General features: G+C 57.4%; 21 protein-coding genes and 1 pseudogene. 6 read left to right on the top strand and 16 right to left on the bottom strand.

Annotated elements, in window-relative coordinates; genetic code table 11:
- Positions 1-14: 14 nt before the first annotated feature.
- Positions 15-923: a LysR family transcriptional regulator gene (locus AAAB35_RS05150; protein WP_340667143.1), complete on the bottom strand. Its 909-nt coding sequence runs from the start codon at positions 921-923 to the stop codon at positions 15-17.
- Positions 924-1,011: 88 nt separating this feature from the next.
- On the bottom strand, positions 1,012-1,923 hold the full coding sequence (locus AAAB35_RS05145) for a LysR family transcriptional regulator (protein ID WP_340667142.1): 912 nt from the start codon (positions 1,921-1,923) through the stop codon (positions 1,012-1,014).
- Positions 1,924-2,087: 164 nt separating this feature from the next.
- On the opposite strand from AAAB35_RS05145, the gene AAAB35_RS05140 reads away from it, so the two are divergent.
- Entirely contained in the window at positions 2,088-3,038 is a 951-nt protein-coding gene (locus AAAB35_RS05140) for a DMT family transporter (protein WP_340667141.1), read from the top strand.
- Between the two features lie 44 nt (positions 3,039-3,082).
- On the opposite strand, the pseudogene AAAB35_RS05135 reads toward AAAB35_RS05140, so the two are convergent.
- Positions 3,083-3,860 (bottom strand): annotated as a pseudogene (locus AAAB35_RS05135) (IS5 family transposase).
- Positions 3,861-4,006: 146 nt separating this feature from the next.
- Between AAAB35_RS05135 and AAAB35_RS05130 the strand changes: the two are divergent.
- Together AAAB35_RS05130 and AAAB35_RS05125 are read left to right on the top strand one after the other, a co-directional pair.
- Positions 4,007-4,585: a dihydrofolate reductase family protein gene (locus AAAB35_RS05130; protein WP_340667140.1), complete on the top strand. Its 579-nt coding sequence runs from the start codon at positions 4,007-4,009 to the stop codon at positions 4,583-4,585.
- Positions 4,586-4,715: 130 nt separating this feature from the next.
- The gene (locus tag AAAB35_RS05125; RefSeq protein WP_340667139.1) at positions 4,716-5,966 is read left to right on the top strand and encodes a bifunctional alpha/beta hydrolase/OsmC family protein; all 1,251 of its coding nucleotides are present in this window, start codon (positions 4,716-4,718) and stop codon (positions 5,964-5,966) included.
- A 2-nt stretch (positions 5,967-5,968) separates the two neighbouring features.
- Here AAAB35_RS05125 and AAAB35_RS05120 read toward each other — a convergent pair whose 3' ends face one another.
- Positions 5,969-7,408, bottom strand: a complete 1,440-nt coding sequence (locus AAAB35_RS05120) for a PLP-dependent aminotransferase family protein (RefSeq protein ID WP_340667138.1) — start codon at positions 7,406-7,408, stop codon at positions 5,969-5,971.
- 99 nt (positions 7,409-7,507) lie between these two features.
- Here AAAB35_RS05120 and AAAB35_RS05115 point away from each other — a divergent pair, with 99 nt between their 5' ends.
- The 3 genes from AAAB35_RS05115 (at position 7,508) to AAAB35_RS05105 (ending at position 9,521) form a co-directional block, all read left to right on the top strand.
- Complete coding sequence (locus AAAB35_RS05115) at positions 7,508-7,933, top strand: cupin domain-containing protein (protein WP_340667137.1); 426 nt, start codon at positions 7,508-7,510, stop codon at positions 7,931-7,933.
- A gap of 4 nt (positions 7,934-7,937) precedes the next feature.
- Positions 7,938-8,393 carry a carboxymuconolactone decarboxylase family protein gene (locus tag AAAB35_RS05110; RefSeq protein WP_340667136.1) on the top strand — a complete coding sequence of 152 codons (456 nt, stop codon included), beginning with the start codon at positions 7,938-7,940 and terminating at the stop codon, positions 8,391-8,393.
- A 156-nt stretch (positions 8,394-8,549) separates the two neighbouring features.
- Complete coding sequence (locus tag AAAB35_RS05105; protein ID WP_340667135.1) at positions 8,550-9,521, top strand: NADP-dependent oxidoreductase; 972 nt, start codon at positions 8,550-8,552, stop codon at positions 9,519-9,521.
- Positions 9,522-9,602: 81 nt separating this feature from the next.
- On the opposite strand, the gene AAAB35_RS05100 is transcribed toward AAAB35_RS05105, so the two are convergent.
- The 12 genes from AAAB35_RS05100 to AAAB35_RS05045 all read right to left on the bottom strand — a co-directional run bounded on the left by AAAB35_RS05100 (position 9,603) and on the right by AAAB35_RS05045 (position 21,509).
- Complete coding sequence (locus AAAB35_RS05100) at positions 9,603-10,913, bottom strand: epoxide hydrolase family protein (RefSeq protein WP_340667134.1); 1,311 nt, start codon at positions 10,911-10,913, stop codon at positions 9,603-9,605.
- 44 nt (positions 10,914-10,957) lie between these two features.
- Complete coding sequence (locus AAAB35_RS05095; RefSeq protein ID WP_340667133.1) at positions 10,958-11,359, bottom strand: cupin domain-containing protein; 402 nt, start codon at positions 11,357-11,359, stop codon at positions 10,958-10,960.
- 163 nt (positions 11,360-11,522) lie between these two features.
- Positions 11,523-11,921 (bottom strand): VOC family protein, encoded by a 399-nt coding sequence (locus AAAB35_RS05090; RefSeq protein ID WP_340667215.1) that lies wholly within the window; start codon positions 11,919-11,921, stop codon positions 11,523-11,525.
- A 739-nt stretch (positions 11,922-12,660) separates the two neighbouring features.
- The gene (locus tag AAAB35_RS05085; RefSeq protein ID WP_340667132.1) at positions 12,661-12,987 is read right to left on the bottom strand and encodes a hypothetical protein; all 327 of its coding nucleotides are present in this window, start codon (positions 12,985-12,987) and stop codon (positions 12,661-12,663) included.
- A 14-nt stretch (positions 12,988-13,001) separates the two neighbouring features.
- Positions 13,002-13,910, bottom strand: coding sequence for a 2-hydroxyacid dehydrogenase (locus tag AAAB35_RS05080; protein WP_340667214.1), 909 nt, complete (start codon positions 13,908-13,910; stop codon positions 13,002-13,004).
- Positions 13,911-13,988: 78 nt separating this feature from the next.
- The gene (locus AAAB35_RS05075) at positions 13,989-14,768 is read right to left on the bottom strand and encodes an amino acid ABC transporter ATP-binding protein (protein ID WP_340667131.1); all 780 of its coding nucleotides are present in this window, start codon (positions 14,766-14,768) and stop codon (positions 13,989-13,991) included.
- 30 nt (positions 14,769-14,798) lie between these two features.
- Complete coding sequence (locus AAAB35_RS05070; RefSeq protein ID WP_340667130.1) at positions 14,799-15,602, bottom strand: transporter substrate-binding domain-containing protein; 804 nt, start codon at positions 15,600-15,602, stop codon at positions 14,799-14,801.
- A 53-nt stretch (positions 15,603-15,655) separates the two neighbouring features.
- On the bottom strand, positions 15,656-16,318 hold the full coding sequence (locus AAAB35_RS05065; RefSeq protein ID WP_340667129.1) for an amino acid ABC transporter permease: 663 nt from the start codon (positions 16,316-16,318) through the stop codon (positions 15,656-15,658).
- A 10-nt stretch (positions 16,319-16,328) separates the two neighbouring features.
- On the bottom strand, positions 16,329-16,997 hold the full coding sequence (locus tag AAAB35_RS05060; RefSeq protein WP_340667128.1) for an amino acid ABC transporter permease: 669 nt from the start codon (positions 16,995-16,997) through the stop codon (positions 16,329-16,331).
- Between the two features lie 111 nt (positions 16,998-17,108).
- Entirely contained in the window at positions 17,109-18,143 is a 1,035-nt protein-coding gene (locus AAAB35_RS05055; protein WP_340667127.1) for a LacI family DNA-binding transcriptional regulator, read from the bottom strand.
- Positions 18,144-18,682: 539 nt separating this feature from the next.
- Positions 18,683-19,657, bottom strand: a complete 975-nt coding sequence (locus AAAB35_RS05050) for an aldo/keto reductase (RefSeq protein WP_340667213.1) — start codon at positions 19,655-19,657, stop codon at positions 18,683-18,685.
- Between the two features lie 604 nt (positions 19,658-20,261).
- Complete coding sequence (locus tag AAAB35_RS05045; protein WP_340667126.1) at positions 20,262-21,509, bottom strand: MFS transporter; 1,248 nt, start codon at positions 21,507-21,509, stop codon at positions 20,262-20,264.
- Positions 21,510-21,561: the final 52 nt, after the last annotated feature.

Raw genomic sequence — 21,561 nt, 5'->3', positions numbered from 1 at the left:
GGGTGTGCATAGATTCAATAGCTGCGCGATTCGGGAGGTTTGGCCGCCCTAGTCCAGTCATGCCGCACCGCCATATGTGCAATCTTGCGAATCTCGAGCGGGGTACCGGAACCTGAAACCGTTACAAATACGAGACCGCGTTCCAACGACATGCCCTGGATTGGTCGGGTTACTATTCCCTGCACCACGACGGAATGCTCGGGCATGATGCAGATCGCGAGGCCGTCTGCCACCATCTGCTGGACCCAGTCTTCGCGCTCGGCACTGAACCGCGGCTGCATCACCACCTCATCGTCCATCAGATGCTGCGTGATTTGGGTGTGAAACTCGCACGCCAGCCGATCGACATATGGATAGGAAGCCAGGGCCTCGGTGGAAACGACATCATTTTTGGCCAGCGGATGATCCTTCGCGCAGGCCAAGAGAAATCGCTCATGAAACAGCGGAACGACCTTGAGCTTGGGGTTGGGACGCGGCATCCCAGGCAGGATACAGGCGTGGTATTTGCCCGACAGCACTTCGTCCGCACTCTCTCCCGCCCCTAACTGATGCAAATTTATCCTGACGGAGGGAAGCTGGCCAAATACGTCGGCAAAGAACGCGCTAAACTTGGCAGGTCCAATGGTCGTGGCAACGGCGATGTCAAGAACGCGGCTTCTGCCCAGTACCGTCCTTTCGGAACGCTCGCGCACGTTTCGGAGAGCGAGTTCGACCCGCATGAATTCGGCTTCGATATCCCGACCAAGCGCCGTTAGGCGGCTGTCCTTGCCATCGCGATAGATGAGTGGGCTTCCCAATTCGTCCTCGAGACGCTGGATCGCCCGCGTCAGGCTTGGCTGCGAGACCCCACTACGACGGGCCGCCTCAGTGAAGTTCAATGTTTCTGCCAGATTAAGGAAGTACTTGACTTGATTGATGTCCATGGATGACGTCCCACTTTGGTAGCCCGAATGCTTTGCAGCATCTGCAATAAGACACCATCGCCCGTCGCTGATCTGGTCAGCTTCACCGTCAAGCCGCCTTGCTCCTGTTAGATCTTCCGGCCAAAATGCCTTGGTTCTGCTGAACGATCTGCGTGAGGAACTCGGAAACGATGCGAATACGCTTTGCGTTTCGCATGTCGTTTGGAATGATCAACCAGATATCTTCGTCCTGCTGGCAATGGGCAGGGTTGATTCTCACCAATTCACCTTCGGCGTCGGCGGTGACGCAGGGTAGGATCCCGATACCCACCCCGGCTTTTACGGCAAGCAGCTGCGCTTGAACAGAATCCAAAACCAGCGTGGCCACGCCGCCGCCAGCCCATGAACGCATTGCCCGCGGCAAGGCGGTATAAGCCATAGGGTCGCCCCACATGATCAGGCGATGCCCGGTGATGGGTGTGGCGTTCCTTGCGATCGGATGACGCTCCAGATACGCGCTGGACGCATACAAGCCGAAAGACATGCCGCCGACACGTTTGACGACGTAAGGTCCTTGTTCCGGTCGGCAAAGCCGCAAGGCGACATCGGCCTCGCGTTGTGGCAGTCGCGAAAGCGATGCGTTGATCGATATGCCGAGTTGAAGTTCTGGGTTGGCGTTCTGCAATGCTGGAAAGTTGGGTATAATGATTTGGTTGGCCAGCGTCTCAATGGTTGCGATGCGGACTGTTCCGGATGGCTGTACATCACGCTCGCCGAGATCATCCGCAATCTCCGCCATGCTCCCCTCAATTGCGATGGCCTTTTCCAACATCTCACGCCCGTCTTCGGTCAAATGATATCCGTGGGTATGGCGTTCGAAGAAACGGGTTCGCAACGAAGCCTCCAGGGTTTCGACTCGCCTCGCGACAGTGGATTGGCTGACGCCGAGCTGTTTGGCCGCGCCTGTCAGGCCGCCATGCCGCGCGACGGCAAGGAAGTAGCGAATGTCGTTCCAGTTCATCTCTTTCTACTTTCAGAAAATCAGATGCTGACGATAGCCGCATGCAATCATAATTGGAATGCAATAGAGTGTTCGAAACTCCGTATTGAAAGATCGTTTTTTATCGTTCTTTTACGCAGCCTCATCTCAAGACCATCTAATTCGAACCTGATTGGCCAACTTCCATGAAGAATGTATCAGCGGTAGGCATCGCGGCAGCCATATTTGCCTCTCTCACGTGGTCGATGAATTTTGTCGCTCCTTTCGTGATCGGAGATTATTCGATCTTCGATCTTGCCGCATGTCGGTTTCTCCTGTCTGGCTTGATAGGGGTCGGGATCCTTCTTGCCAGCGCACATCTACGTCGTGGACTTACGCTACAAGATTGGCTTGTCGCGGGTGGACTGGGCTTCATCGGATATGTGGGTTACTTCCTCACCGTCATGGTTGCCGCAGTATATGCAGGTCCCGTGATCCCCCCAGCCTTTCTCGGGCTTGTGCCTGTTGTCCTCGCGATCGCCGGCAATTTTCGCAGGCGGAGTATCTCCTGGGGACCTCTTCTGATTCCCCTTGCTCTGGCGGCGACAGGCCTGCTCTTGGTCAATGGCAGCGGTATCATGCAGGCGGATGTTCAGGGAGAAAGGTCGCTTGCGATCGGCATCGCTTTTGCCATTGCGGCCGTAGCACTGTGGACCTGGTTCGGGATCGCCAATCAGAGTGCGCTGCTGAAAAGGCCTCACATGGATGCGCGGGTCTGGACGGCACTGATGATGATCGGGGGAAGCATCCAGACTTTGGCATTTCTCCCGATTGGCTACGGAATGGATTTGTTCAGGGCTCCGGACCTCGGCTTCGGCCTGGGGGCCACCCGCAATCTCTATCTGCCAGCTTTGATGTTGGCAGCTGTGGCGTCGATCGGGGGAGCGTGGGCTTGGACGATAGCGTCACAGCGACTGCCAGTGGCGCTCGCAGGCCAGTTGCTGATGACCGAGATCGTTTTTGCCACCTGTTTTGGGCTGTTGGTCCAGCATCGTTTGCCAACCATTGCGGAGGCGGCCGGAATGATGGTGCTCGTTCTCGGTGTCGTCATGGCAATTAACGCCTTCCATTCTCCGCGGCGACTCAGAGCAGCATGACGCGCGGCGAGTCTGTTCAGCGGCCCATTGCTCGCGGGTCGAAATTAGGCTGCGGATTCATAAAACCTGACCCAGAGTGGGATAGCACCAAGCTTTGCAAAGGCCAGGTAAGCTGAAGCGTACCTGTCGCATCGCGTTGCGATGTGCCTGAACTGCTCGAGCTTGTTGATACAGCGTTCGACGAGATTGCGTTTCTTGTACTTGCGCTTTGAGAAGGGGATTTCTTCACGTCTGTTTGATTTTGGCGGAATGACGGGCGTGCAGCTCTGATCTTCGATCATCTCCCTGATCCAGTCGGCGTCATAGCTTCTGTCGGCGAGAAGGCTCGTTCCCCTGGGCAAATCTTGCAGGAGCAGTTCGGCCATCGGGGCATCATGGGCTTGACCGGGGGAGAGTTCGATCTGCAGGGCAGACCGTGTTCGTTGACCCGCAAATGCATCTTGGTGGTCAGTCCTCCTCTCGAACGACCTAATACAACAAATTCCATCCTGTTTTTTTGGGCGGCAGCTTGCTGGTGAAACCGCACACTTGTGCTGTCGATCATTTGCAGCTTCTGGCCTTTGGCCTCATTGGCCGCGATGATTGCATCCACGAGCCTGTTCCAGAGACATCGGCTTTCCGCCAGCGGTTGAAGCGATTGTAGACCGTCGTGTAAGGCCCATATCTCTCGGGCAAAAAGGCGAACCTGACCTTAGCTGATAGAAAAATACCGTTCAGCACGCGCCGGTCATCGACCCTCGGAACGCCCCGCGCCTTGTTCGGCAAAAGCGGCTTGATCACATTCCACTCAAACTCGGTCAGGTCATAACGTCCGTGGTCCATAGCAAACTCCTTTCGGAGTTTGAATCAGTTTTCAGCCGATTTGCCTATCGCTTATGAACATGCGACCTAGCGTAGCTGTCCTGCTGCCCGCATCAGCCACAGCTGAACCGCGTGACTACGGTATCGGAAGATTGTATGCCTGTCGCATGGGACTACTAATCTTCAGCACCAACGTCACCTTAGACGGCTGTGTCGACCACCAAGAAGGAATCGCCGACAACGAGACACACGCCTTCTTCACTCGCCTCATGGACGAGAGCGGGGCGATGCTATGGGGCCGCGTCACCTACGAGATGATGGAGAGCTACTGGCCAGCGGTCGCCCGCGGCGAAGCGGAGGTACCACCGCCGATGCGCGAGTGGGCGGTTAAGCTGGATGCCAAGCCGAAGTACGTGGTGTCGTCAATGCGAAACGACTTCCCGTGGAACAATAGCCACCACATCGCCGGTGATCTGCGAACAGGCGTGCAGAATCTCAAGGGTGCGACCCCGGCGGGCGTGCTCCTCGGTAGCGGCAAGCTCGCGGCTGAGCTGGATCGGCTGGATTTGATCGACGAGTACAAGTTCCTCGTTCACCCAAGGATCGTCGGCCACGGCCCCACTCTGTACGAGAGCGGCTTGCCGAGCGCGCGACAGCTCGAATTGGTTTCGGCGAAGCCGCTCCGCAACGGCGTTGTTGCTATGCACTACCGACGCTCTTTGACGAAAGTCGCAAGGCAGGAATAGCTCATAGCCGGATTTTCACAACCGTGGGCGAAGTTTTCTCTGCGGCAACAAAATTATTGAGTATGCGACCCAGTAGTCGACACCGCGGCCGACGTTAAAATAGGTACTCGATTGAGCGAAGGAGCTAATCATGGCCTTCAGCACGCAACGGCTTCAGTTTGCCGGCCATTCCGGTGCGATCCTAGCCGCCCGCCTCGACCTACCAAACGGAGCTTTACGCGCTTACGCACTGTTTGCCCATTGCTTCACCTGTTCCAAGGATTTGGCGGCAGTGCGCCGCATTGCAGCCGAGCTTGCGCGGGAAGGCATCGCTGTCCTGCGCTTCGATTTCACGGGCTTGGGATCAAGTGAAGGCGAATTCGCCTCGACAAATTTCTCTTCGAATGTTGCCGACCTACTCTCGGCCGCCGACTATTTACGCCACTATCATCAGGCACCCTCGTTGTTGATCGGCCACTCACTAGGCGGCGCAGCGGTACTGGCTGTGGCTAAGGACATACCTGAAGTGCGCGCCGTCGCCACGATCGGTGCGCCCGCCGATGTCGGCCACGTGTTGAAGAACTTCGGAACGAGCCTCGAGGAGATTGAGAAGCTGGGTGCGGCCGAAGTCGATCTCGCCGGGCGCAAGTTCCTCGTCAGAAAGCAATTTGTCGAAGACGCGCGTGCACAGCGCATCAAGGATGCGGTCGCATCCCTGAAGAAACCGCTCCTCATCCTTCATTCACCGCTGGACCAGACGGTAGGGATCGAGAACGCTACCGAAATCTTCTTTGCTGCCAAACACCCAAAAAGTTTTGTTTCGCTGGACCAGGCCGACCACCTACTCACTAACCTGGAGGACGCGGCGTTCGCCGGACGGATCATTTCGGGATGGCTGACGCGGTATCTCGCCGCCGACCCGCAGCAAGGTACGGAACCAATCGAGCACGTTCGCGTGATGGAAACGGGCGAAGGCAAGTTTCAGAACTCGGTTCAAGCTGGCAGCCATCGTCTTTTCGCGGATGAACCCGAAAACGTGGGTGGGCTCGATTCTGGACCGTCACCCTACGACTTCCTGTCGATCGCGCTCGGCGCTTGCACCTCGATAACGCTGCGCCAATATGCCGATTACAAGAAGCTGACGCTCGGACGCATCAGCATCGACGTCTCGCATGCCAAGATTCATTTTAAAGACTGTGAAGAGTGCACCGAATTGGAACGCAGTGGTAGCGGCAGGATCGACCATTTCGAGCGCATCATTTCCGTCGATGGCGAAGTCACCGAGGAGCTCCGCGGGAAGATTGCCGAAATTGCCGACAAATGCCCGGTCCATCGTACGCTCGAAGCTGTGGCAAAGATAAGAACGGTCGTGAAATCAGTATCCGAGGCGGTGTTGCGTTAGTTTCACACGGCTGGCGGACGTTGCGCAGGAAGTGTGAAGCGATCAATAATTTCAAGCAGGCGGTCACAAGACTTCGCGAGGTGCTGTTGAGGGCACGTTGCTATTCCCAGCAAAAGACCGGATTGCGTGGATGACGCCGATGCGTACCAAACTGACAACGGCACGGGTGACAGGCCGAACGGCAACGTTTCCCTCGCGATGGATACGTCCGGGACGCCATCATTGAACCGGAGCAGAGCCGCTAATCCGGCGGTCGATACAGCAATCTCGCTTGCGCGCGCTTGAAGATAATTTAACAACCCGTCTCGTTGCGCGGCATATGCACGCTTGGTGCGTCGGAGATGGCGCAAGTAGTGGCCTTCACTGATGAATTGTGCCGTCGCAAGTTGTACGGATGGTCCAGGTGGAGGAGCTAAGCATGCCGCCACCTCGGCAAAACGGGACGCCAAACGCTGGGGAACAAGCACGAAACCAAGGCGCAAGGCAGGGCTTATGGTCTTGCTGAACGAGCCGATATGGATCACCCTTCCCGCACGATCGACCGAGGCGAGTGCTGGCGCGGCGCGCCCCGTCAATTGTAGCTCGCTCAAATAGTCATCCTCGATCACCCACGCCCCCTCCAGAGCCGCCCACTCAAGAAGACGCAATCGTCGCGATAGTGACAGCGTGGTGCCAAACGGAGCTTGCTGGCCTGGAGTCACAACGGCGAGCCCCGCGTCCGAAGCGTATCTCAGGCCGTAGTCAACATCGATGCCCCCGGAGTCGACGGGGATAGCAACTGGTGACAAGCCTGCAAGTTCGAGCCCGCGTCGCGTGAATGGGAAACCTGGGTCTTCCATCCATGCCTTGCGCCCTTCGAGGCCGAGCACGCGGAGCGCCAGTCCGAGACCACTTCCAAAGCCGCCGGTGACAAGGACCTGAGAGGGCGAACATTCAATTCCGCGAGCGATGGCGAGATAGGCAGCGATCTCGCGTCGTAACTCAAGTTCTCCACGTGGATCCGGATACAACGGCGGGGCACTTGCTTCGGCGCGCACAGCATGCGAGCGAATCCTGGCGAAAAGCGTGGCAGGAAAAGTCTCCTTCGCCGGCACGCCCATCTGGAAGATTGCCGGACCCGAGATCATCTCCAGATAGGTCTCTAAGAAGGAACCAGCCTCAGGTGCGGGATCCGCTGGCGCGGACAAAATCGGTCTCTCCGAAACGCGGGTCCCGGCCGCCCGCGATGCAACAATAAGCTGTGCTGCTGACAACTTGTCGTATGCAGCTCGCACGGTACCACGTGCAACGCCGAGTTGGACTGCCAAGTCCACCCAGGAAGGAAGGCGCGCACCTGCTGCCAACACGCCGCTTTCGATTGCTTTGGTTATGCCAATGCAGATCTGGTCAGACAGCGGGATCTTCGTTGTTCGGTCGAGGTGCAACTCAAGCGGCTTGTTCATCCGTGGTACATTTTTTTTGAGCGTTCTTGGTGCTTCTTATAGAACCAGCAGAGGAATATTTGTAGCGGGAAAGGAAACACTCACAAAGGACAGATACCAATGAACATACGATCCTTCATTCGCGGAGCCGCTGCGGCCGTCGCCATTGCCGCCGCACTGCCTGCCGCCGCACACGAGCCCGTTGAAACGGTCACGCCAAGGTTCGAGCAAGTCATCCCCAACATACCTGGCAAGTCGGTTCGCGCGCTGGTCGTGGATTATCCACCGGCAGGAGCGTCATTCCCGCATACACACGCAAAATCAGCTTTCATTTTTGCCTATGTCCTCTCAGGAGAAATCGAGTCGCAGGTCAATGATGAACCGAAGCGGATCTATCGCGCCGGTGAAAGCTTCTACGAGACGCCGGGCTCGACACATCTTGTGAGCTGCAACGCCAGCAAGACAGAGCCCGCGAAGCTGCTTGCGGTGTTTATCGCGGACACCGACGACAAGGAACTAACTACCACCATCGGCCCGAAGGAGTAAAAACATGACCAGCCGTCTGGATTATAATCAAATTGCTCCTGCTGGCGCGAAAGCGCTGGGCGGCGTCTACGGCTACGTCATGCAAAGCGGTCTTCCCCCCGTTTTATTGGACCTAGTTTATCTGCGGGTCTCGCAGATCAACAATTGCGCTTATTGCCTCGACATGCATACCCGGGATCTTCTGAAGAAGGGGCAGCAGATCGAGAAGATCGCATTGCTTCAGGCGTGGGCGGAAGCCGGCAACCTTTTCGACGAGCGGGAGCGTGCCGCCCTTGCATGGGCCGAAACAGTGACGCGCGTAGCGGAGACAGGCGTGCCAAACGACGCCTACGAAGCTGCGCGTGCAGTGTTTGACGAACGCGAACTCGTCGATCTCACGATCGCGATCAGTCTGATGAACAGCTACAATCGAATGGCTATCAGCTTTCGAAATACACCTCACGCAGCAATCGAACGATAGCTTGGAAGGACCGTTTGCGGTCGGGCGGTGGTCGCCAGGCCGCAAATGCCGTTTTTTCACTTGACGCAAATTGGCAGTGACAAGCAACAGGCAACGCTCGGCCGCGGCGCTAACATACCTCCACGACCAGCACCACCTGCATCGAAAGGAATCCAAATGTCGGCAGGTTTAACGAGTTTCTCAGGCTTGGTGTGGCGCATCCATGAATTTGGCCCGCCGGATGTAATGCAGCTGGAGTTATCGGACACTCCCGCTCCAGGCGCAGGCGAAGTCATCGTTGGGGTGCATGCGGCGGGTGTTGGCCCGTGGGATGGGTGGATCCGCTCGGGCAATAGTGCGCTGCCCCAACCCCTACCCCTTGTCCTCGGCTCAGACATATCGGGTGAAGTCGTTGCTGTCGGCGCGGCCGTAACCCAGTTCAATATTGGCGACCAAGTCTATGGTGTCACCAACGAGCGTTTCTGTGGTGGTTACGCCCAATACGCGGTCGCCACTGCCTCGATGCTGGATCATAAACCAGATTCCATAGACCACATCGCAGCAGCTTCGCTGCCGGTGATAGCAGTGACAGCATGGCAAGCGCTGTTCGATCAGGCCGGATTGGAAAGAGGCCAGACGGTATTGATCCACGGAGCGGCGGGAAATGTGGGCGCATATGCGGTGCAGTTTGCTAGGGAGGCGGGTCTTAAGACCGTGTGCACTGCCTCTCCAGACGACGTTAACCGTGTTGTTGGTCTCGGCAGTGACAAGGTCATCGACTTCACCAAGACTCGTTTTGAGGAGCAAGTTCGTGATGTAGACGCGGTAATAGATTTGGTCGGTGGAGAAACACAAACGCGATCATTCCAAGTGCTGAAAAAGGGAGGAAACCTGATTTCGGCAGTTTCCGTCCCGGACCAGACCTTGGCGGCCAAGCATGAAATCTCGGCGAAGTTTTTTCTCGTCGATGTATCCACAGAAAGTTTGGCCCGGATTTCGTCACTGATCGCTCAAGGTGCCCTCAAGATGAACGTCGGGGCAACATTGCGATTTGAACAAGCCCGGGACGCACACCTGATGCTCGAGGGTCAGCTGCCTCGCCCCAAGGGGAAAATCGTGCTCGTAACGGACGAATTTCCCAAACTTTAGCGCGCGGTCGCTACAGGTTGACATGCGAAGATGGCCCGAAGCCCGAGCCCTCTGCGATCCATTCGGCGCACGTCGATCGATTCAGCGAAGCGACCTGAAGGCCGCCCGCACTTCGATGCTGAAGAGTTCCGGCTCTTCCCATGCCGCGAAATGCCCGCCTTTTTCGGCTTTGCTGAAATAAATGAGGTTTGGGTAGGCTCGTTCGACCCAGTGTCGAGGTGGCCTATAGACCTCTCCGGGGAAAATCGTCACTGCAACCGGCACAGAGATGATGCCGGGCGTTGCAGGGTTTATCGTATTCTCCCAGTAAATTCGGGAGCTTGAAGGCCCGGTGTTTGTCAGCCAATAGAGCGTGATGTCGTCCAGGATTTCATCACGCGTGAAAGCGCGCTCCGGATCCCCGCGGGTAAATACCCAGTCTGCGAGTTTGTCGTAGAACCAGGCAGCCAATCCAACCGGCGAATCGGCAAGGCCATATCCGATAGTCTCTGGGCGCGTTCCCATGATGGCGGCATAACCGAAGCCCTTATTCAGAAACTCCCTGGCCTCATTGAAAACCGCCTTCTCCTCGTCATTGAGATTATCCGGAGGAGGCCCCCCGTTCATCAGCGCCTTTCCGACTTCCGGCGGAATGGTCGTTGAACGCTCGATTCTGTTGACGTGAATGCCGAGGAGCCCCTCGGGTGCCTGTCGGCCCATGCTGTCGGATATGATAGCACCCCAATCTCCGCCTTGTGACACGTAGCTGTTATATCCAATGCGTTTCATCAGGACATCCCAGGCGCGAGCGATGCGATCAGGGTTCCATCCGGCTTCTTTAGGCTTTTCCGAGAAGCCGAAGCCGGGAATCGATGGAAGGACAAGATGGAAGGCATCCTGTGCGCTGCCACCGTGGGCAGTCGGATCGGTAAGCGGTCCGATTACCTTCAGTAACTCGAAGATCGATCCCGGCCAACCGTGCGTCATGATGAGCGGCATCGCTTCAGCATGGGGCGAGCGAACATGGATGAAGTGAATGTCCACCCCGTCTATCTCGATTAAGAACTGTGGCAGCGAATTGAGTTTTTGCTCTGCCCTGCGCCAGTCGTAGTCGGTCTCCCAGTAACGCACGAGTGCCTGAAGCTTGGATAATTGGACACCTTGAGAGCGGTCATCGACGGTTTCCGCATCTGGCCACCGCGTCGCCCTGAGACGCCGTCGCAGGTCAAGCAGCGCCTCCGAGGGTATATCGACGCGGAAAGGTCGGATTTCATCTGAGACCAGAGCTTGAGCACCTGCCTCAAGAATCGCAAACTGGGTTCCAAGAGCAGCTAGAGCTACTAGCGCCGACCCTCCGACGAGCAATGAGCGGCGGGTGAAATCGGTTGGCCTTCTTGGTTCCTTATCAATCATTTCTGCCTCATTGTTCTTTGGATCGTCTGAGCCTCGTAGAACGATTATTTAACCGGCTCGACGAGCGTTTTTCCGGTTTCGACGATGTAGGTCGCAAGCTCGGAGGCTTTCGTTCCACCGACATTCTTGGCCACGTGAGCCACGCCGGATGGAATGAACAAAGCTGCCCCTCCCTTGAGGGTGATGGGCTGTCTGCCTTCGAGCGTATACTCAAGGGTGCCTTCAAGGACATATGCGATTTCTTCACCCGGATGCGAATGCTTGATCGAGACCGCGCCCGGTTCGAAGTCGACTCGAACCTGCACCGCCTCGCGCCCGGCGGCGCTGATGGGTTCCTTTAAGAGGTCGGTGCGCGAAATTCCCTCCTGCTGCGCCACCGCGAGGTTCATTGTGAAGCTGCTGCCGACCAGAACCATCGCGGCCAAAATCATCGAAGAGCGTTTCATCTGTTTTCCCTTTATTTTTCGTTCGCCAGTCGAAGGCCTGAACCGTGCAGCCAGCGTTTCTCAAGGCTGCGACCACGTACCCTCGTAGCGCGTGGAAGCCCTCCGGCCGTGCTTTGCCAACCAACTGTAGAAATACTGACGCTGGTACGCTTGGCCTTCGGTCTTAACCAGCGTGGAAGACCAGAAGCTTGTTCCCGTCGAGATCACGAAAATATCCGCAGTACGGACCATCCTGATTTGGACCGCGTGGCCCGGGATGTCCCTCGTCGGTACCGCCAAGCTGAATTGCGCGGGCGTGGACTTCATCGACATGGTCACGAGAACGCGCGCGCAACGCGACCATGTTGCCGTTGCCAATGGTGGCGCGGTCGCCATTATACGGGTTGGTCACGCCAAACTCGAGCATCGTCGTTCCGAAGTACACTGCCCTGTCAGGCTGTTCGAGAATACGGCCAACACCAAACAGTGCGAACAATTCGTCATAGAAGTTTGCGGCGGCGTCTAAGTTGTTGTTGGTCCCCACAACGGAGTGTCCCAACAACTGTCCTGTTTTATCGGTCATATTTGGTCCTTTACACTTGATTGTTTTTTTGCCGAAGGTCATTGACCTCCTTGCTCGCGCGACAAAACACGGTCTTCTTGTATGGATTGTTTCTGTTAAGCCCTCAGATTGTAAGCAAATGCCCGAACGCACTAGGCGAGATACACTTTGGTACGATCGAAGGCCTGCCAGTTGTACGGTTCGCGACTTTTCCGCTACCTCATCAGTCGGGAAGCCATTGTTGTCAGTAAGCAGAAGTCAACGACAGCCGGCGACCAGGTGACATGCTGGCCGTCGGCTAGGACCCGGAGGGAGTTGAGGCCGAACTGGCAGCGAACAAGTGGACGGGATGGACGTCCGCGCTACACATGACCTCCAAAGGCGCATACATATCCTCGAGATGCAGACCTATCGCCATCGTGGGCACTTCATGTTCGATCCGTCAAAACATCGCACAAGGCAAGTGATCACCCACATGCGCGAGGACACGACCGATTGGGTGCGCCACAGTCCTGCTACTGGCTCACTAAGCGCTGAATCGCTAAAGGTATATTTTCCGACTTCCAATGACGTGTCTGGTGCGGGCTGGCCGAACGTTTCATCCCGCGCCGGCCAAAGGAAAGGGCGCGCGGACGCCTCAATCCGGCAAGGCTTGAATAAGGCCACCTGGCGGCACTTTCAGCCGATGCACCGCGCTTCGCCACGAGGTCGCCCGCGCCAGTGCAGAATACCATGGCCGGTGCGAAAATGCTTGTCGATCTTATCCGTCGTCGGCCAAATCGAAAACGTGGTGATGGATATGGCCAGTGAACATTTCGAGCAGGCCTTTTGTCATTTCCCGGCTTTCGTAACGCACCTGGGACTCTAGCGCCGCCGCCAGTGCGTCGCGGCCATCATACATGGTCGACAAAACCAGAGGATAGTGGGGAGCGCCCTCGTCCCGTTCGATATTGTAGAGCACGCGCACTTCCTTGACGCCAGGAAAAGCGAGCCACATGGGTAACAGCTTCTCGGCGATATAGGATTTGAAGGCCTGCTCACAGCCCGCATGAATACTACCTTCGAAGAAGGCCTGACGGATGATCATGGTCTCGTCCCAGCTCAGTTGACGGTGGTTGGCGGCTTTTCGCCGGCGAAATGGGCGGCGATATTGGCAAGCACGAGCTCGCCCATGGCCACCCGGGTTTCAACAGTGGCACTGCCCTGATGCGGCATCAGCACGGTGTTTGGCGCGGTGAAGAATTCCTCGCGGATCTTCGGCTCGCCGACGAAAACATCGAGGCCGGCCGCCGCGATCATGCCGCCGTTCAGGGCGGAGAGCAGCGCATCCTCGTCGATGACGGTGCCGCGCGCGATGTTGACCAGAACGCCCTTGGGGCCCAGTGTCTTCAGCACAGCCGCATTGACGATGTTCTGCGTTGCGGCACTGGCGGCTATGCAGACGGCAAGGATATCACTGTCCGCGGCAAGTTCCACTGGCGAGGCACAGGATTTCCAGCTGACGTCGGTGACCGATGAACGGTTCCAGTAACGCACATCCATGCCGAAAGCTTCGGCGCGTTTGCCGAATGCCCTGCCGATCTGCCCGAGGCCAAGAATGCCGACGCGCTTGCCTTTGGGGCTGCTGCCAAGCGGAAAGGCTTCGCCCTTCGCCCAACGGCCTTCGCGCACCATCCGGTCGCCTTTCGGAATATGGCGGAGAACGGCGAGCAGCAGCGCCATGCCCATATCGGCGACGTCGTCCGTCAATACGCCTGGCGTCGTGGTGACGTCGATATTGCGGCTGCGGGCGAACTTCAGGTCTACCTTGTCGGTGCCGACCCCGTTGATGGCGATGACGCCAAGCGACGGCATCTTTTCGATCCACTCGTTCGAGATGCCGGTGCCGCCGCCAGTCGCGACCGCGCGGATCGCAGGCAAAGCCGTCTCCATCGACGGCTTCTGCGCTGCATCGTAGAGCCGGTGAACTGTATAGACCGTGTCGAGTTGGTCCTCGATGAATTTCATCATCGGCTCAACGAGCAGGATATCTGGTTTCATGTCTGAAACTCCATACTTCAAAGGATTGGCCCGGCCAGAAATTCGGGATCAGGAAATCTGGCCAAGGAAGTTTTTCAAACGCTCGTTCTTGGGATTACCAAAGAAATCCTTCGGCGTGCCGGTCTCGAGGATTTCGCCAAGATCCATAAAGATCACCCGGTCTGCCACCTGGCGGGCAAAGCCCATTTCGTGCGTCACGCAGAGCATGGTCATGCCCTCGCGGGCGAGGTCAATCATGGTGTCCAGCACCTCCTTGACCATTTCCGGATCGAGCGCCGAGGTGGGCTCGTCGAACAGCATAATCTTCGGGTTCATGCACAGCGCACGCGCAATCGCGACGCGCTGCTGCTGACCGCCTGAAAGCTGCGCGGGATATTTCTCCGCCTGCTCGGGAATGCGCACACGCTCCAGGAATTTCCGAGCGGTCTTTTCCGCCTCGGCTCTGGAGATGCCGCGCACCTTCATCGGCGCCAGCGTGCAGTTTTCCAGCACGGTCATATGTGGAAACAGGTTGAACTGCTGGAAGACCATGCCGGTCTCCTGCCGCACGATGTCGACATTCTTGCCGCCGGCCGTCAGATCGTGGCCGTCGACGACAATCCTGCCTTTCTGGATCGTCTCAAGCTGGTTGATGCAGCGGATGAGCGTCGATTTTCCGGAACCAGAAGGGCCGCAGATGACGATCCGTTCCCCCCGGTTGACAGAAAGCTCGATGTCCTTCAGCGCGTGGAAGTTGCCATACCACTTGTTGACGCTTTCCATGCGCACGGCCAGATCGGAAGCTCCCTGCACGTCTGCCGGTGGTGCGTTACCGTTCACTTCAGTCATTGCGAGGAACTCCCTTTCAGTCTTGTTTACTTACTTCTTGGCTTCGGCGACGAAATCCGGCAGCGGGGCGCCGAGCCACTTTTCGTGGATCTTGCTGAGGTCGCCATTGGCTTTCACCTTGTCGACAAACGTGTTGACTGCGGCAAGCAGTTCCGTCGAGCCCTTTCGAACGGCAATACCCTGCACCTGCTGGCTGAGCTGGAGCTTCTGGTTGAAGCGGCCTGGAGCAGCTTTTTCGATCTGGGCTGCGACGACGTTCGAAACGCCAATCAGCTCGACCTGACCGGAAAGCAACGCCTGAACGGCGCTGGAATCGTCATCGAAACGCTGGATCTTGGCATCCTTCGGCGCAATCTTGGTGACTGCCGTATCCTGCGTGCTGGCGCGAGCGACGCCGATCGTCTTGCCGGAGAGGTCTTCCGGCTTGGCGACAGCAATGTCTGTTGCGCCGAATACGCCGATCGAGATACCGGCATAGGGCGTCGAGAAATCGACGCTCTTGGCCCGCTCTTCGGTAATGCCGAGCGAGGCGACAAGCAGATCGACCTGATTGCTCTGCAGGTACGGAATGCGGTTCGGGCCGGTAACCGGAACGATCTGCACCTTCACGCCCCACTCCTGGCCGAGCAGTTTTGCGACGTCGGCGTCATAGCCGTCCGGCTGGTTGTTGGTGTTCATGATCCCGAATGGCGGGAAATCGACCAGCATGCCTATCTTGACGGTGCCTGCCGATTTGATGTCTTCAACGGTCTGAGCCATTGCGACGGACGCCACTGCGCCAACCATCAGGCTGGCACTGATCACAGCCATCATCGTGCGTCTGGAAATGTTCATTTTTTTCCTACCCTTTCATTTGTGCCGGTTTCCTCCCTCCGGCCCGGGTCCCATCAACGTGCCGTTGCACGGGAAAATCTCAGCTCCATCCGGCGCGCAAGCACCGAAAGAGGCCAGCAAAGCATGAAATAAATCGCAGCCACCGTCGAGAAGACCAGGAACGGGCTGAAGGTTGCGTTGTTGATGATCTGCCCCTGGCGAGTGAGCTCGGTGAAGCCGATGATCGCCGCAAGCGACGTGCCCTTGATAAGCTGGACGAGGAAACCAACGGTCGGCGCCACCGCGATCTTCGAGGCCTGCGGGAGGATGATGTATCGCATGCGGTTGTAGTAGCTGAGCCCGAGCGCGGTCGCGGCCTCCCGCTGGCCGGACGGAACCGCCTCGATGCAGCCGCGCCAGATTTCGCCCAGGAAGGCGCTGGCATGCAGGGTTAATGCGACGGTGGCGGCAAGCCATGGATTGATGGCGAAGCCGAGGATGTTCATGCCGAAGAACACAAGAAAGAGCTGCATCAGGAGCGGCGTTCCCTGGAAGACGCGGATGAAGCCGGTGGCGATGAGGCGCGGCCATTTCGTATCCGAAACGCGCAACAGCGCGATCAGCAGACCGCCAATGCCGCCGCCGGCAAAGGCGATAGCCGACAGGGCGATGGTCCACTGCGCTGCGAGCACGATGATCCAGAATTCGTTGATGCCGAACGGTCTGATAAGTGGCATGTTCAGGCTCCTATCGGCTCAGCGGATATTTGAAGGAAGCCTTCTCGATCACCGAGAAGATCGCCGAAAAACCAACCGACATGACCAGATACATGATCGTGATGACGATATAGACCTCGAAGCTCGCGAAGGTCTGCGACTGCAGATTGTTGCCGGCGGCGGCGAGATCATCGGCGGAGATCGCCGATACAACGCTCGAGGTCAGCATCAGGTAGATGAACTGGCTGGTCAGCGACGGATAGACGGTACGAAGCGCCGGCTTCATGATGATGTAGCGGAAGATCTGCAGCTTCGAGAGACCGAGTGCGGTCCCCGCCTCCACCTGCCCCTTTTGGATCGACTCGATGCCGGCGCGGATGATTTCCGTGCCGTAGGCACCGAAATTGACCACGAGCGCCACGAGAGCCGCGCTGTTCGGCGTCAGTCGAAGCCCAAGCGACGGCAGACCAAAAAAAATGAAGAAAATCTGCACCAGGAAGGGCGTGTTGCGTATAACCTCGATATAGACGTCGATCAGCCAACGCAGTGGCGCGATGCCGGACGTCTTGCCGGCTGCGCAGACGATCGAGACGACCAGGCCGATCATCATCGCTGCAACGGACAGCTGGATCGTCAGCCAGGCGCCGATCAGAAGCTGGTCGAAACCCGCAAAGACGGGTTCGAAATTGAAATGATACAACTTGGGACCTCCCCTATTACCGCAAGTAGGCCACGCTCCTCTTTGGCGCCCGTCAATTTAGATCGATCTAAGAGCTTTTCCGACTACCGTCAATCGCAAATTAACAATTTCTTACGGCGTCAAAACCATCACCGGCCCGCAGGATTGCCGCACATGCAGCTGCGTCTCCTTTACCACCCGGCGAGGCGGTCGTGCCGGATCGGCCAGTCGGTCTATGAGTAGCTGCGCGGCAATCTCGCCGATCGCTACCGGCGCGGTGGAAACGGAAGTGAGTCGCGGACGCAGGGCTTCCGCATCTGTTACGTCGTCAAAACCGATCAGCGAAAAGTTGCGGCCGACCTGAAGGCCGCGGTCATAGAGCCCGCCAGACAGACCGAGCGCGATCACATCGTTGAAGCAGATGACAGCCGTCGGCTGCTCCCCTTGTTCGAAGAGAAGATGGGTCGCGTCGGCTATCTGCGCGAGTTGGTCCGGGACGCGAAGGATCATATCGGCGTTGAAACCCAGTGATTGCATGGCGTCGCGAAAACCTTCGACCCGTTCATGATAGGCCGAATGGATCGGACCGTGAACCGCAAAGGCGATCGTCTCATGGTGGAGGGAAGCTAGATAATCGACGGCCTGGCGCATGCCGGCGGCGTAATCTGCGCCGGCATAATCGATCTCTTGCGACACATGACGAAGCGTCTGGACCAGCGGTAGCCCCCATTCAGCGATCCTGTCAAGAAAAGCCGGCTCTGTGTCCGCGGCTGGGCAGATAATGACGCCGTCCACGCCGTGCTCGCGCATCCGCCGCATGACCATGTCCTGCCGCTCGACGCGATCACCGCTGTTCGCGACGATCACCACCATGCCGGCAGAATCGATCAAAGCTTCGATGCCCGACAGCAGCTCGCCGAAGAACGGATTTGTGAGGTTGGGGACGACGACGCCCACTGTACGGCTACGTTCCGCCCTCATGCGAGCGGCACCCATATTGTAAACATAGCCGAGCGCCTGGATTGCCTCCTCGACTCGTTTACGCGTTTCCGCTCCGACTAGGGCGCTCTCGCGAATGACAAGAGACGCGGTCGCGCGCGAAACATTCGCCCGCCGCGCCACATCGAGCAACGTCACGCGGTTTTTCTTTCGATCGGTGGAGAGCATGAGTGTTACCTACAGGCGATGGGATCTACTGGTCTAGCTTCTGTTACCATCGTCGACCCTTTTTTTAACTTTGGTCAATCCAATACGCCTTCGCGTGCAAATTTGGACGTATCAGCCAGAGCTGCTTTGTCTCCGACTTCGCCGGTCTGCATCGGATTTCCGGGGGACATAATGCGCGTATCTGATGTTCACTTCTTAGCACTGCTGTCGTGGAACGCGACCAACTTACCTGCGGCGGCCGCCATGAGGATCAGAATTTACCCCTTGAATAAGCCGCTGCTTAAGATTGCGCGCCTGTGCCTCGAAATCCTTTGAGCGGCGTTTGCGGAAAATTTCAAGGTTAGCAACCTTCCAACGGAGCGCAGGCACTCATTGGCATGAGGGTACTGCAGGTTCGGTGTGTGCCAGTCCTGCGAGGAAATTCCGGTGTGATTTTGTCAGTCACGCCGGAAGTTCGTTTCTCGAGCGTAGCCGGGTTTCCAGAAAGGTCGCCAATACGAGTCTCATCTTGATTGTCGCCGCGCACTCAAGGGCTTCGTTTATGTGAAGCCCATCACTCGGTGTGGAACATATGGCGCCTCAAGCCCAGAAATATCGTCTTCCGAAAGGGTCACTTGCAGCGCGGCAACGGCGTCATCCAGATGCGATGGCTTGGTGGCACCTACGATCGGCGATGTAACCTTGGCGAGAACCCAGGCAAGCGCTATCTGAGCACGTGGCAAGCCGCGCGTTTCTGCGAGTTTCGCCACTGCGTTCACGACTTTCTTATCGGCAATCTCAGTGTCCGCATAGAGCGTCTTGCCGAATTCATCGGTTTCAGATCGTGCGCTGCTTTCATCCCAATCGCGGGTAAGGCGCCCACGGGCCAGTGGGCTCCACGGGATGACAGCAATCCCTTCTGCCTTGCAGAGCGGAAGCATTTCCCGCTCTTCTTCGCGGTAAAGCAGGTTCACATAATTTTGCATGGAGACGAAGCGCGTCCATCCACGTTTTTCCGAGGTCGCGTGCATTTGGGCAAATTGCCAAGCATACATGGACGATGCTCCAATGTATCTTGCCTTGCCCGACTTCACGACCTCATGAAGCGCTTCCAGCGTTTCCTCAATGGGCGTGTCATAGTCAAAGCGATGGATCTGATAGAGGTCTACATACTCAGTGCCCAACCGTTTCAGGCTTGCATCGATCTCCGCAAAAATGGCCTTTCGCGAAAGACCTGCGCCGTTTGGACCGGGGCGCATCCGGCTGTTTACCTTGGTCGCTATGACAACATCTTCACGAGAGGCAAAATCCCTAAGTGCGCGACCGACGATCTCTTCGCTCGAGCCGTCCGAGTAGACATTGGCGGTGTCGAAAAAGTTAATGCCAAGTTCCAGAGCCTGTTTAATGAACGGTCGACTTTTCTCTTCGGAAAGCGTCCATGGGTGGTTGCCGCGGTCAGGTTCGCCATAACTCATGCAACCGAGGCATAACCGCGACACCTCCAGGCCGGTGTTTCCGAAACGTACATATTCCATGTCGGTGCTCCATAGGTTGAACATTATAGCCGATGTGACACGGTCTCGCTGACATGCTTTTTGCCCATTTCGAGGATGGATGGGGCACGCGCGACAGAGCCGTTCTATCAGTTTTAAAACCACGACATCAACGGATAACGAAAATTTGCTCGATGATGGGCCGCTGCCAGATGCCAGGAAGGCCCGACGCTGCGCGGTTTCATGGTCGATCCGAGGAAGGCGTTCAACCCGATGGACGGCTGATAATCGCTAACTTCCTGCCTTCGACTCGATGCGGACGAGTATCCCGTTGTCGATGCGGAAGGATCGATCCCGATTGTCCGCCTGTAAATTGAAGGCGGGCTGGATTCCGAACCAACTTCCTACGTGTCCGCCGCACAGCAAGAAGCAAATCGGTACATCGAAATCCGCATGCTGAGGGACTGTGAAAGCTGTTGTTGCTGGAGGGGCAAAGCCAGCCGCAGCGCGCCCTCAATCAGGTATTTTCTCAAGATGTACCGGCTCTAGAAACGATAAGATCGCTTGACGATGTCCATATTGGCACGCCGTTTGTTTGGTTCGATTTTCACCGTAGTCTCAGTCGGTAGCGATAATTCGGCAGCGTCTATTCCGCAGCATTCAATCGCTGGGTGGCCATTGATGGCGTAGCCCGCAACGTTGCAGCCCAAAAAATCAGCGTCATGGTGCTGATGCCTGCCCCGAGCAAACAGACGCCTTCCCAACCGGCGCGAGAATAGACGAATGTCGAAAAGGACGATCCGAGCGCACTGCCGATGGAATAAAAGATCATGTAGGCGGCAGTCAGGCGATTTTGTGCCTCGGGCCTGACGCGGTAGATCATTGCCTGATTGGTGACGTGAGTTGCTTGGAGGCCGAAGTCGATGATGATCACGCCTGCGACAAGCCAAACTATCGATTGACCGAGCAACGAGATCGGAAGCCAGGCGAACAACATCAGCCCGAGCGCTATCCCCGTGGTGCGTTGGCCCAACCCTCGATCGGTCCAGCGCCCGGCCCGTGCGGCACCGAGGGCACCTGCCGCACCGGCCAGACCGAAGAGACCGATTTCCGTATGTGACAATGAGAACGGTGGCGCACCAAGCGGGAACGCCAGAGGCGTGAGCAGCGTCGTGATGTTGGCGAAGATCAACATGGCGATCACCGCGCGAATGCGAAGCACCCGCTCGTCCAAAAGGAGCGTAGCAATCGAGCCGAGCAAACGCGGATAGGAGATTGTCGTATGTCGCGTCTCTTGCCGCGGCAGCCTGTTATAGAGGAGTGCAGCGATCACCAAAGTGCATGCGGCCGAGGCCAAATAGACCGTACGCCAGCCCGCAAGATCAGTCAGCGTCCCCGCCACGGTCCGCGCCAACAGAATCCCCAGCACGATTCCGCTCGTGACGACTCCGACAACCTGTCCGCGTTCTGACGGTCGTGCCAGGCTCGCGGCATAGGCGACCAGTGATTGGGTCACGACCGCCAGCAGCCCTACAGCCGCCATCGATGCAAGGAGCATCGCTCCGGTCGTCGAGATCCCGACCGAAATCAGGGCAAGCACGGAAAGCGACACGTGGGCGATGATGAGTTTGCGACGATCGATGATGTCGCCGAGCGGCACCAACAAGATCAGACCCAACCCGTAGCCCAGTTGGGTTGCACCGACAATCAGACCTGCGGTGGCGGGCGACAGCCCGAGATCGTCGGCCATCACATCGAGGAGCGGATGCGCGAAGTACGCGTTGGCAACGGCAAGCCCACTCGCGACTGTGAACAGAAGCGTAACCGAACGGGTGAGCGGCGACACTTGGAGGTCCGCGGTGGCGGCGGCCCGTTCGCCAGGAGTGGATTTCATTGCACATTCTTGCGAGCACGCGTCATCGGCGGCGCCTGTTGGCGCAGCATTT

Source organism: Phyllobacterium sp., from assembly GCF_037994425.1.
In the GTDB taxonomy this organism is placed as follows: domain Bacteria; phylum Pseudomonadota; class Alphaproteobacteria; order Rhizobiales; family Rhizobiaceae; genus Phyllobacterium.
The sequence above is the reverse complement of the archived record's forward strand: the minus strand, read 5'-3'. Positions and strand labels throughout refer to the sequence as shown.

Coding starts and splice junctions, on each gene's coding strand:
- AAAB35_RS05150 (WP_340667143.1), bottom strand. CDS start 923: ATGGACATCAATCAAGTCAAGTACTTCCTTAATCTGGCAGAAACATTG.
- AAAB35_RS05145 (WP_340667142.1), bottom strand. CDS start 1,923: ATGAACTGGAACGACATTCGCTACTTCCTTGCCGTCGCGCGGCATGGC.
- AAAB35_RS05140 (WP_340667141.1), top strand. CDS start 2,088: ATGAAGAATGTATCAGCGGTAGGCATCGCGGCAGCCATATTTGCCTCT.
- AAAB35_RS05130 (WP_340667140.1), top strand. CDS start 4,007: ATGGGACTACTAATCTTCAGCACCAACGTCACCTTAGACGGCTGTGTC.
- AAAB35_RS05125 (WP_340667139.1), top strand. CDS start 4,716: ATGGCCTTCAGCACGCAACGGCTTCAGTTTGCCGGCCATTCCGGTGCG.
- AAAB35_RS05120 (WP_340667138.1), bottom strand. CDS start 7,408: ATGAACAAGCCGCTTGAGTTGCACCTCGACCGAACAACGAAGATCCCG.
- AAAB35_RS05115 (WP_340667137.1), top strand. CDS start 7,508: ATGAACATACGATCCTTCATTCGCGGAGCCGCTGCGGCCGTCGCCATT.
- AAAB35_RS05110 (WP_340667136.1), top strand. CDS start 7,938: ATGACCAGCCGTCTGGATTATAATCAAATTGCTCCTGCTGGCGCGAAA.
- AAAB35_RS05105 (WP_340667135.1), top strand. CDS start 8,550: ATGTCGGCAGGTTTAACGAGTTTCTCAGGCTTGGTGTGGCGCATCCAT.
- AAAB35_RS05100 (WP_340667134.1), bottom strand. CDS start 10,913: ATGATTGATAAGGAACCAAGAAGGCCAACCGATTTCACCCGCCGCTCA.
- AAAB35_RS05095 (WP_340667133.1), bottom strand. CDS start 11,359: ATGAAACGCTCTTCGATGATTTTGGCCGCGATGGTTCTGGTCGGCAGC.
- AAAB35_RS05090 (WP_340667215.1), bottom strand. CDS start 11,921: ATGACCGATAAAACAGGACAGTTGTTGGGACACTCCGTTGTGGGGACC.
- AAAB35_RS05085 (WP_340667132.1), bottom strand. CDS start 12,987: ATGATCATCCGTCAGGCCTTCTTCGAAGGTAGTATTCATGCGGGCTGT.
- AAAB35_RS05080 (WP_340667214.1), bottom strand. CDS start 13,910: ATGATGAAATTCATCGAGGACCAACTCGACACGGTCTATACAGTTCAC.
- AAAB35_RS05075 (WP_340667131.1), bottom strand. CDS start 14,768: ATGACTGAAGTGAACGGTAACGCACCACCGGCAGACGTGCAGGGAGCT.
- AAAB35_RS05070 (WP_340667130.1), bottom strand. CDS start 15,602: ATGAACATTTCCAGACGCACGATGATGGCTGTGATCAGTGCCAGCCTG.
- AAAB35_RS05065 (WP_340667129.1), bottom strand. CDS start 16,318: ATGCCACTTATCAGACCGTTCGGCATCAACGAATTCTGGATCATCGTG.
- AAAB35_RS05055 (WP_340667127.1), bottom strand. CDS start 18,143: ATGCTCTCCACCGATCGAAAGAAAAACCGCGTGACGTTGCTCGATGTG.
- AAAB35_RS05050 (WP_340667213.1), bottom strand. CDS start 19,657: ATGGAATATGTACGTTTCGGAAACACCGGCCTGGAGGTGTCGCGGTTA.
- AAAB35_RS05045 (WP_340667126.1), bottom strand. CDS start 21,509: ATGAAATCCACTCCTGGCGAACGGGCCGCCGCCACCGCGGACCTCCAA.